Genomic DNA, 10,675 nt, shown 5'->3' with positions numbered 1-10,675 from the left:
GGCAGGGTGTGGAAGCGTAGCAATATGTTAAGCTGACCTGTACTAATATGTCGAGGGCTTGACTTAAATCGGGCCGTTAGATGAAAGAAAGTCTCTTCATGAAGTTTTGAGGGCTCATGCCTTCAGTAACATAATCCGGTGGCGATAGCTAAGGGGATCCACCTGTTCCCATGCCGAACACAGCAGTTAAGCCCTTATACGCCGAAAGTACTCGACTGGAAACGGTCCGGGAGGATAGGGAGCTGCCGGTTAGAAAAATTCCGCATCTGATGGATGCGGAATTTTTTTGTCAGCGGTTCGCTGACAGAAAGAAGGGGCTGTTGCGTTTGCAACAGCCCCTTCTTTCAATTATTCAGCAAATACCCTTTCAGCGCTTCACACAGCTCCATCCCCAACGTATTGGGGCTCAATGGATACCAGGACTGGTCTTCCACTTTTTGCTTTCCCGTTTCATTCCCCAGCCCGTTGTAGGTGTACTGGACCAGATCGGATACCACCCGCAGCCGTACGTCGTATTTACTCTGGAGCAGGATGGTCCGGGTGGCGGTGCCCATGGCTCCTTTTCGCACCCATTTGTTCCAGATGGTCAGGATCCCGGTCTTTTCGTCGTACTGGATACTCCGGGAATCATAGTACACATCATAGCTGCTGTTGCTGCCCACCAGGGTCCAGGCCGCAGCTTCTTCCGTAGGAGGGGTGGGCAGGGCTTCCTCTGTCTTTTTTCCAGAGGGTGCAGGCTGCTTTGTATCATTTGCAACAGTAACTGCTGCTTTCGGCGAATCCTTTTTCTCTTCCTGGGCAAAAAGCAGGGAAGGAACCGACAGCAGAGAAACAAATAATAAAGGAAAGAACAGAGATTTTTTCATAATGTACACCCTTTCTGGTAAATCCATGGAACTATTGTACCACATCGTGTTATACTATAGGTAGTTTAACTGATGGATTAATTTGGAAACTTTTCTAAAGGAGGGACGCCTCATGAAAATCACCTTCCTGGGAGCGGACAAAATTGTCACCGGGTCCTGTCACCTGCTGGAAGTGAACGGAAAGAAGATCCTGCTGGACTGCGGCATGTTCCAGGGACCCAAGCTGATCCGGGAACTGAACCGGAAACCCTTCTCCTTCAACCCGGGAGAAATCGACGCGGTGATCCTCAGCCATGCCCATATCGACCACAGCGGCCTTCTGCCCAAACTGATCAAGGAAGGGTTCAAGGGGTTCATCCACTGCACCCCGGTTACCGAAGAACTGTGCCAGATCCTGCTCCCTGACTGCGGACACATCCAGGAATCCGATGCGGAAATCGCCACCCGGAAAGGTCTCCGGGCCGGGAAATCCGTGGTGGAACCCCTGTATACCGCCGACGACGCCTACCTGACCCTGAAGCATTTCATCACCCACGATTACGATGAAGACGTGGAACTGTATCCGGGGATCACCTTCCGGTTCCGGGTGGCCGGCCATATCCTGGGCAGTGCCCTGGTGAACCTGATGATCGAAGAAAACGGGAAGAAGACCAAGCTGATCTTCACCGGGGACGTGGGCCAGCCCAATGTGCCCATCCTGGACGATCCTCATCAGATTTCCGGCGCCGATTTCATCATTACCGAATCCACCTACGGGAACCGGCTCCATGAACAGATCGACCGGGAAAAGGAACTGTGCGACGTGATGAAGGAAGCCCTGAGCCGGGGAGGCAACGTGATCATCCCCGCCTTTGCCGTAGGCCGTACCCAGGTGATGCTCTACTACTTCCAAAAACTCATGCACAGCGGCCAGCTGCCGGTGGTCCCCATTATGGTGGACAGCCCCATGGCCATCAAGGCCACCCAGGTGATGCAGTTCAACCCGGAAGAATATGATGAGGAAGCCCGGACCATTTTCCGGCAGCAGAAGGGGAAACTCATCGACATGCCCAATGTGAAGTACACGGAGACGGCGGCGGAATCCAAGGCCATCAACGACATGCCCAGCCCCATGATCATCATCTCCGCCAGCGGCATGGCCGATGCAGGCCGTGTGCTCCACCATCTGAAACACAACCTGTGGCGGAAGGATTCTTCCGTGATCTTTGCCGGGTATCAGGCGGAAGGCAGCCTGGGCCGGCGGCTCATCGACGGGGCCAAAAAGGTGAAGATCATGGGCGAAGACATTGTGGTGGGGGCCAAGATCTATAACCTGAGCGGTTTTTCCGCCCATGCGGACCGGAACCAGATGCTGGCCCTGTACAAGGGTATGGAGGAAAAGCCCAAGGCCTTCTTCGTGGTCCACGGGGAATACGATGCCGCCAGCTCCTTTGCCCACCTGCTGAATACGGAACTGGGCTGCGCCACCTACATCCCCAACTTCGGTGATTCCGCCATCATCGACGGCACCGACTGGCGGATCGAGGAAACCAAGGTGATCACCAGCGAACCGGCCATCCAGAACATGCGGGATTACCTGCGGAACTTCGAAAAGGATTATCTGGTGTACAAGGGCCGTCTGGAACAGCTCATCACCCACGATCCCCGCCGGATCCCCGATATCCGGGCCAAGATGGACAAAATCCGCAAATACATTGACGATGTGATGAAAACATTGTGACAGTATTTGACATCCAGAGGGGAAAAGAATATAATAGGAAAGTCGAAATGATGCAGTTTACTTTGAGGATGCTTCCAGACAAGCATCCTCTTGATTTATCTGGAAATAAGAGGGGATTGGGCTTTTATGATTAGAAATGATTTGCGTAACATTGCCATCATCGCTCACGTCGACCACGGTAAGACTACCCTGGTGGATGCCATGCTGAAGCAGAGCGGTGTATTCCGGGCCAACCAGCAGGTGCAGGAACGGGTCATGGACTCCAACGATCAGGAAAGAGAACGTGGGATCACCATCCTGGCCAAGAATACTTCCGTTATGCACGATGGCTGCAAGATCAACATCCTGGACACTCCGGGCCATGCTGACTTCGGCGGTGAAGTGGAACGGGTGCTGAACATGGTGGACGGCGTACTGCTGCTGGTAGACGCTTATGAAGGTCCCATGCCCCAGACCAAATACGTACTGCGGAAAGCCCTGGAACATCATCTGAAACCGGTGGTGGTCATCAACAAAATCGACCGTCCGGATCAGCGGGTGGAAGAAGTGGTGGACGAAGTCCTGGACCTGTTCATCGAACTGAACGCCAACGACGACCAACTGGATTTCCCGGTGGTCTATGCCTCCGCCAAGAAGGGCATTGCCAAGCTGTCCATGGATGACGAAAGCGACAACCTGGAACCTCTGTTCCGCACCATCATCAAAAGCATCCCCGCTCCTGACGTGGATGTGGATGCGCCGCTTCAGATGCTGGTCAACACCCTGGACCACGATGACTATGTGGGCCGGATCGTGGTGGGCCGTGTGGTCCGCGGCACCATCAAGAACGGCCAGAACGTGTGCCTGATGCATGATGACAAGCGCACCACCCAGAAGATCGGCCGTCTGTACACCTACGAAGGGCTGAAACGGGTGGAAGTGCCTGAAGCCAAAGCCGGGGACATCATTGCCCTGATCGGCCTGAGCACTGCTGAAATCGGCGACACCATTGCCGATGTGGACAACCCGGAACAGCTCCAGGGGATCAAGGTGGACGAACCCACCCTGTCCATGACCTTCTCCGTCAACGACAGCCCCTTTGCCGGCCAGGAAGGTGACTTCATCACCAGCCGCCATCTCCGTGACCGTCTGTACAAAGAAGTGGAAACCAACGTTTCCATGAAAGTGGAAGACACCGACAGCGCCGATACCTTCAAGGTGTCCGGCCGTGGGGAACTGCATCTGTCCGTGCTCATCGAAGCCATGCGCCGGGAAGGGTTCGAACTCCAGGTAGGGAAACCCACCGTAATCATGCACCGGGATGAAAACGGCAAGCTGCTGGAACCCATGGAAGCACTGACCATCGAAGTGCCCCAGGATTTCATGGGCCCTGTGATGGAAGGGCTGGGGATCCGGAAGGCTGAACTCCAGAACATGACCGAAGTGGCCGGCTACCTGCGGATGGACTTCATCATCCCTGCCCGGGGCCTGATCGGTTTCCGGAACCAGTTCCTCACCGATACCAAAGGCAACGGGATCATGAACCATGTGTTCGCCGGCTGGGGTGCCTACAAGGGCGATATCCCGGGCCGTACCCGGGGCAGTCTGGTGGCTTTCGAAGCCGGTACCACCACGGCTTACGGCATTGACAAATGCCAGGCCAGAGGCACCATGTACGTGAACCCTGGTGAAGAAGTGTACGAAGGGGAAATCGTCGGCGAAAACAGCCGGGAAGACGATATGGACGTGAACCCCTGCAAGAAGAAACACGTATCCAACATGCGTGCCGCCGGGAGCGACGACGCCGTCCGTCTGGTTCCGCCCCAGACCTTCTCTCTGGAAGGGGCCCTGGAACACATCAACGACGACGAAACCGTTGAAGTCACCCCCAAGAGCATCCGCATGAGAAAGAAGATCCTGTCCCGTCAGGAACGTTCCCGTCAAAGAGCACGGAACGCACGGGCATAAGAAAAAGTGGGACTGCTGCATTTGCAGCAGCCCCTCTTTTTTGCTTTCTCTTCCATTTTGGTGTAAAATAAAGAAATACAAAGAAGGGAGGGATGTGCTCATGTTTGCCAGTTTCAAATCGTCCAGATCTTCTGCATCCAGAACTCCGGCAGGGGAAAGTGAGAATCCCGGACTGACGCTCCTGGACACGCCCAACCTGGATCTGTGTCTGCGGACACCGGCCAGCCTGGAGGAAATCGTTGCCTACGGCAAGCTGATCCTGGAAGGCAAGGGCCTCCTTATGTGTCTCAACGACCTGCCGGAACCGGACAAGATCCGGGCTCAGGACTACCTGGCCGGCGTAGCCTACACCATCGGAGCCACAGAAACCGAAGTCTCCCCGGAAGTGACCATGTATCTGCCGGGAGAAGTGAATACGATCAGAGGATAAGTCATTGACAATCGACCATTGACGGGGGCTGCAGCGCAGCCCCCTTTTTTAAAGGAGCACCCATGAACCAATTCGTCCATTTGCATACCCATACCCAATACAGCCTCCTGGATGGGTCCTGCCGGATCCCGGAACTGGTCCAGTATGCCAAGGAGCTGGGGATGCCGGCCCTGGCCATTACGGACCACGGGGTCATGTACGGGGTCATTGAATTCTACCAGGAATGTGAGAAAGCCGGGATCAAACCCATCATCGGCTGCGAAGTGTACATCACTTCCGGGTCCCATCTGGACAAAAGCCTGGAAACCCGGAGCAAACTGTACCATCTGATCCTTCTGGCGGAAAACCAGACCGGCTACCAGAACCTGATGAAGCTGGTGTCTATTGGGGAAGTGGAAGGGTTCTACTACAAGCCCCGGATCGACAAGGACGTGCTCCGCCAGTACAGCGAGGGGCTCATCTGCCTGTCCGCCTGCATCGCCGGGGAAGTGCCCCGTCACATCCTCCGGGGAGAACTGGAAACCGCCGAAAAGACCATGCTGGAATACCTGGACATTTTCGGCCGGGACAACTATTTCCTGGAGATCCAGAACCACGGGCTTCCGGAAGAAGCCACCGTCCGCCAGGAACTCCACCGTCTGGCCAAAAAGCACAACATCCGGCTGGTGGCCACCAACGACCTTCACTATATCCACAAGGAAGACGCCGCCGGCCAGGACATCCTCCTGTGTATCCAGACCAACGCCCGGTACCTGGATCCTCAGCGGATGCGGTTCAATAACGATTCCTACTACCTGAAGAGCCGGGAAGAGATGGAAGCCCTGTTCCCGGAAGACCAGGAAGCCCTGGACAACACCCTGGAAATCGCCCGGCGGTGCAATGTGAAGCTGGAATTCGGCCATCTGCTCCTGCCGGAATTCCCTCTGCCTCCCGGGGAGACCATGGACGGCTACCTGCGGAAACTGTGCGAAGAGGGCTTTCCCTCCCGGTACCCGGATGACGACGGCACCGCCCGGAAACGGATGGAATACGAACTGGGAATCATCAAACAGATGGGCTATTCCGGTTACTTCCTCATTGTGTGGGACTTCATCAACTACAGCCGCCGCCACGACATCCCGGTGGGCCCCGGCAGAGGCAGCGCCGCCGGCAGTATCGTGGCCTACCTTACCGGCATCACCAGCATCGACCCGCTGAAGTACAACCTGATCTTTGAAAGGTTCCTGAACCCGGAACGGGTGAGCATGCCCGATATCGATACGGATATCTGCTACGTGAAGCGCCACCTGGTGGTGGACTACCTGGCCCGGAAATACGGGGAAAGCCACGTGGCCCAGATCATCACCTTCGGGACCCTGGCCGCCAAAGCCGCCATCAAGGACGTGGGCCGGGCCATGGACATTCCTCTCAACGTGGTGAACCAAGTGAACAAACTGATCCCCAACACCCCGGGCACCACCCTGAAAGGGGCCTTGGAAGGGAGCCGGGAGCTCCGGGAACTCCGGGACCAGGATCCCAACATCGCCCAGCTGCTGGATTTTGCCCAGAAAGTGGAAGGGATGCCCCGGCACACCTCCACCCATGCGGCAGGAGTGGTGATCACCCCGGGGGAACTGACGGACTATGTGCCCCTCCAGATCACTTCCAGCAGCGACGATGAGCATGAATACATCTGCACCCAGTACGACAAGGACCGGTCTGAAAGCCTGGGGCTGCTGAAGATGGATCTTCTGGGTCTCCGGACCCTGACCGTCATCGACGACGCCCTGAAGATGATCAAACGGAACCAGGGGGTGGAGGTGGATATACGGCACATCGACCTCCACGATCCCAAAACCTGCAAAATGCTCTGTATCGGGGATACAGCAGCGGTGTTCCAGATGGAAAGCGACGGCATGACCCGGCTCATGAAACAGCTGGCCCCGGAAGGCTTCGAAGACCTGATCCCCCTGGTGGCCCTGTACCGGCCCGGTCCCTTGGGCAGCGGCATGGCTGAAGACTTCATTGCCGGCCGGCACGGCAGACGCACCGCCCAGGTGCTCCATCCGCTTATGGAGCCCATTGTGGCGGATACCTACGGGGTCATCCTGTACCAGGAACAGGTGATGCAGATCGTATCCACCCTGGGGGGCTTCACCCTGGGGGAAGCAGACATTCTCCGCCGGGCCATGGGGAAAAAGAAGGCCAAGCTCCTGGATTCCATGAAGGAAAAATTCCTGGAGGGAGCCCAGAAGCTCCACGGCATCAGCCGGGAACTGGGCGATAAGATCTTCGCCCTTCTGCAGCACTTCGCCGGCTACGGGTTCAACAAATCCCATTCCGCCGCCTATGCCCTGGTGGCCTATGAGACCGCCTGGCTGAAGGCCAACTACCCGGTGGAATACATGGCCGCCTTCCTGAACAGCATCATCACCGTGGCGGACAAGGTCAGCTGGTACATCGGAGTGTGCCGGGATATGGGCATCCAGGTGCTGCCTCCGGACATCAACACCAGTGAAGCCGGGTTCTCCGTGGACGGCCATACCATCCGGTTCGGCCTGGGGGCCATCAAAAGCGTAGGGGATGCGGCCGTGTCCGTGATCCTGGAGGAACGGGCGAAACGGGGACCCTTCAAGGACTTCTTCGATTTTACCCGCCGGGTTGACCTGTCCAAGGTGAACAAGCGGGTGGTGGAAGCCTTGATCAAAAGCGGTTCCATGAACGGATTCGGCCTGCGCCGGAGTCAGCTGCTGGCCATTATGGACCCGGCCCTGGAAGCGGCGGCCAGTGAACAGCGGGACCGGATCACCGGCCAGCTGGGGCTTTTCGGGGAGGAAGACATTGCCAGTGCCAACACCATCCCCATCCCCAACCTGCCGGAAATCCCCAAAGAGGAGATCCTCCGGTTGGAACGGGAACTGATCGGGTTCTATGTGACCGGGCACCCTCTGGATGCCTACCGGAATGCCCTCCGGCGGCTGACGCCGCTCATCCGGTGCAGCGAGGAAAATTACAAGGACGGGGAACGGATCGCCGTAGGGGGCATCATCACCGATCTCCGGCTCCGGTCCACCAGGAACGGGGACCGGATGGCCTCCTTTGTGCTGGAAGATCTGACCGGCAGCCTGGACGTGATCGCCTTTCCCCGGGCTTACGCCGTCAGCCGGGCCAACATCGACAAGGACCGGATCGTCATGATCCAGGGGGTCTTGAAGCTGGACGAGGAACAGGCCCGGATCTTTGCCAACAAAGTGGAGCCCCTCCAGGAGGCGGCCAAAGAAGTCCATCTCCATATCGGCCCAGGGAAGAACACCCAGGCTGTTCAGCAGCAGCTGGGAGGGATCTTCGCCGCCTTCCACGGAAAGAACCCGGTGTACCTCCACGTGGCAGACACTAAAAAGGTCATCCGTACCAATCCCAGGTTCTGGGTGGAACTGGATGCCCCTGGGTTCTCCGAGGCCATAGAACGGGTGCTGGGGAAGGGGAGTATGGAATTGTAGGGTGTTGCCTGGGCAACACCCTCTTTTTCATAAGCAATCCCTTATATTCACAGAAAATCCCCAATTATTTGTCCCACAATTCTGTAGAAATTTCCGTTACAGAACTTGCGTGGAATTATTCGTCAATTTAGAATTAAAGAGGAAAATGGAGAAAATCATACTATACAGATTGTATACAGGAGTTTACAAAATTTGAAAGGCTAGTCTGACAAGTTCCTGCAATCCCTTGCATACCGGGAACACACGTGTTACAATGGGGCTGTGTGGTTTTGAACTATATGATTTTTAGGAGGTCGCTTTGTAATGAACATCGTTGTATGTGTTAAACAGGTACCGGATACCGCTGAAATGAAGATCGATCCGGTTACCAACAACCTCGTCAGAGATGGTGTAACCAATATTATGAACCCCTATGACCAGTATGCTCTGGAAACGGCTCTGCAGCTGAAAGACGAACTGGGTGCTCATGTAACTGTCATCACCATGGGACCGCCCCATGCTGAATCCGTCCTGAGAGACTGCCTGGCTGTTGGCGCTGATGAAGCCAAACTGGTCAGCGACAGAGCTTTCGGCGGTGCTGATACCCTGGCTACTTCCGCAGCCATGGCCAACACCATCAAACATTTCGGCATTCCTGATCTGATCCTCTGCGGCCGTCAGGCAATCGATGGGGATACTGCCCAGGTTGGTCCTGAAATCGCTGAACATCTGGATCTGCCCCAGGTTACCGCTGCTCTGAAGGTTCAGGTCAAAGATGACACCGTCGTGGTTGACAGAGACAACGAACAGATGTCCATGACCTTCACCATGAAGATGCCCTGCGTAGTAACCGTAATGCGCAGCAAGGATCTTCGTTTTGCCAGCATCAGAGGCAAAATGAAAGCCAGAAAGGCTGAAATCCCTGTTTACACCGCCGCTGCCCTGGAAATCCCTCTGGACATCATCGGCAAGGCCGGCTCTCCGACTCAGGTTATGAAGAGCTTCACTCCGAAAGTGACCCAGGTACACGGCGAAATCTTCGACGATGAAGATCCTGCTGTTGCAGTCGATAAGTTGGTTAACAAACTGATCGAAGACAAGATTATTACGAAGTGAGGTTGGGTATAAATGGCTAACACGAAAGGTTTAAAGACCGGTAACGAAAAAGATTTATGGGTCTATGTTGAACATTACAAAGGCGAACCTGTCCATGTTGTATATGAACTGCTGGGTGAATGCCGGAAACTGGCTGACAAATGCAACCAGAAACTGGCTGCTGTCCTAATCACTGACGATGCCAAAGACGTTCCGTCCAAACTGATTGCCCGGGGCGCTGATCTGGTCTATGTGTGCCAGGATCCTGCTTTCAAATATTATTCCACTGACGAATACACCAATGCTTTCTGCGAAATGATCGATGCTTACCAGCCCTCCGCTGTATTCATCGGTGCCACCAACGACGGCCGTGACCTGGGGCCCCGTATCGCTGCCCGGGTGAACACTGGTCTGTGCGCAGACTGCACCATCCTGGACGCTGAAGAAGACGGCCTGATCGAATGGACCCGTCCTGCTGCCGGTGGTAACATCATGGCTACCATCCTGTGCAAAGAACATCGTCCTCAGATGGGTACCGTTCGTCCCAAGACCTTCAAGGCTATGGAACCCGATGCTTCCCGTACCGGCGAAGTAATCAACTACACCCTGAAGAACCATGTGGATGACCGGGTAACCTGCATCCGCAGAGAAGAAGTGGTCAGCGAAGGGGAAATGGCCATCGACGATGCACCGTTCGTATGCTCCGGCGGCCGCGGCATGAAAGCCAAAGAAAACTTCTCCCTGCTGTATGACTTGGCCCATGTACTGGGCGGCGCCGTAGGCGGCAGCCGTGCTGCAGTGGATGAAGGGTTCATCGAACATCCTCGGCAAGTGGGTCAGTCCGGTAAAACCGTTACCCCGAAGATTTACTTCGCCTGCGGTATTTCCGGTTCTGTACAGCACAAAGCCGGCATGAGCAAATCCGATACCATTGTCTGCATCAACAAGGATCCGGACGCTCCTATGTTCGAGATCTCCAAATATGGTATCGTTGGCGATGCTCTGAAGATTCTGCCTCTGCTGACTGCAAAGATCAAAGCCTTCAAAGAATCCTAATTTTACAAACGGAACTGAAAAGTCCGGGCTTATTACAAGTCCGGACTTTTTTTGGAAAAAGTACATGATGCTTTTCCCGGAACCATCATGGATATTTCAGAGG

Annotated in this window: 7 protein-coding genes and 1 rRNA gene; 7 read left to right on the top strand and 1 reads right to left on the bottom strand. The window is 55.4% G+C overall.

The window, feature by feature from the left end:
• The first annotated feature begins 134 nt into the window (after window positions 1-134).
• Window positions 135-251 (top strand): 5S ribosomal RNA (rrf, locus tag FX155_RS10330).
• Between the two features lie 93 nt (window positions 252-344).
• Here rrf and FX155_RS10325 read toward each other — a convergent pair.
• Entirely contained in the window at window positions 345-866 is a 522-nt protein-coding gene (locus FX155_RS10325) for a surface-adhesin E family protein (protein WP_022487070.1), read from the bottom strand.
• Between the two features lie 112 nt (window positions 867-978).
• On the opposite strand from FX155_RS10325, the gene FX155_RS10320 reads away from it, so the two are divergent.
• From FX155_RS10320 to FX155_RS10295, 6 genes are all read left to right on the top strand, one after another.
• Window positions 979-2,586 (top strand): MBL fold metallo-hydrolase RNA specificity domain-containing protein, encoded by a 1,608-nt coding sequence (locus FX155_RS10320; protein ID WP_154488625.1) that lies wholly within the window; start codon window positions 979-981, stop codon window positions 2,584-2,586.
• A gap of 126 nt (window positions 2,587-2,712) precedes the next feature.
• Complete coding sequence (typA, locus tag FX155_RS10315) at window positions 2,713-4,533, top strand: translational GTPase TypA (RefSeq protein WP_154488624.1); 1,821 nt, start codon at window positions 2,713-2,715, stop codon at window positions 4,531-4,533.
• A gap of 100 nt (window positions 4,534-4,633) precedes the next feature.
• Window positions 4,634-4,963 carry a cell division protein SepF gene (locus tag FX155_RS10310; protein WP_022487066.1) on the top strand — a complete coding sequence of 110 codons (330 nt, stop codon included), beginning with the start codon at window positions 4,634-4,636 and terminating at the stop codon, window positions 4,961-4,963.
• Window positions 4,964-5,025: 62 nt separating this feature from the next.
• Window positions 5,026-8,442 carry a DNA polymerase III subunit alpha gene (locus tag FX155_RS10305; RefSeq protein ID WP_154488623.1) on the top strand — a complete coding sequence of 1,139 codons (3,417 nt, stop codon included), beginning with the start codon at window positions 5,026-5,028 and terminating at the stop codon, window positions 8,440-8,442.
• A 303-nt stretch (window positions 8,443-8,745) separates the two neighbouring features.
• Window positions 8,746-9,537, top strand: coding sequence for an electron transfer flavoprotein subunit beta/FixA family protein (locus tag FX155_RS10300; protein WP_022487064.1), 792 nt, complete (start codon window positions 8,746-8,748; stop codon window positions 9,535-9,537).
• Between the two features lie 12 nt (window positions 9,538-9,549).
• A complete protein-coding gene (locus FX155_RS10295) occupies window positions 9,550-10,572 on the top strand; it encodes an electron transfer flavoprotein subunit alpha/FixB family protein (protein WP_022487063.1) in 1,023 nt (340 codons plus the stop codon).
• Window positions 10,573-10,675: the final 103 nt, after the last annotated feature.

It is taken from the genome of Acidaminococcus fermentans (assembly GCF_009696675.1).
Taxonomy (GTDB): domain Bacteria; phylum Bacillota; class Negativicutes; order Acidaminococcales; family Acidaminococcaceae; genus Acidaminococcus.
Note: the sequence above shows the minus strand (reverse complement) of the source record. Positions and strands in the feature narration are given on the sequence as shown.

Coding starts and splice junctions, on each gene's coding strand:
- FX155_RS10325 (WP_022487070.1), bottom strand. CDS start 866: ATGAAAAAATCTCTGTTCTTTCCTTTATTATTTGTTTCTCTGCTGTCG.
- FX155_RS10320 (WP_154488625.1), top strand. CDS start 979: ATGAAAATCACCTTCCTGGGAGCGGACAAAATTGTCACCGGGTCCTGT.
- typA (WP_154488624.1), top strand. CDS start 2,713: ATGATTAGAAATGATTTGCGTAACATTGCCATCATCGCTCACGTCGAC.
- FX155_RS10310 (WP_022487066.1), top strand. CDS start 4,634: ATGTTTGCCAGTTTCAAATCGTCCAGATCTTCTGCATCCAGAACTCCG.
- FX155_RS10305 (WP_154488623.1), top strand. CDS start 5,026: ATGAACCAATTCGTCCATTTGCATACCCATACCCAATACAGCCTCCTG.
- FX155_RS10300 (WP_022487064.1), top strand. CDS start 8,746: ATGAACATCGTTGTATGTGTTAAACAGGTACCGGATACCGCTGAAATG.
- FX155_RS10295 (WP_022487063.1), top strand. CDS start 9,550: ATGGCTAACACGAAAGGTTTAAAGACCGGTAACGAAAAAGATTTATGG.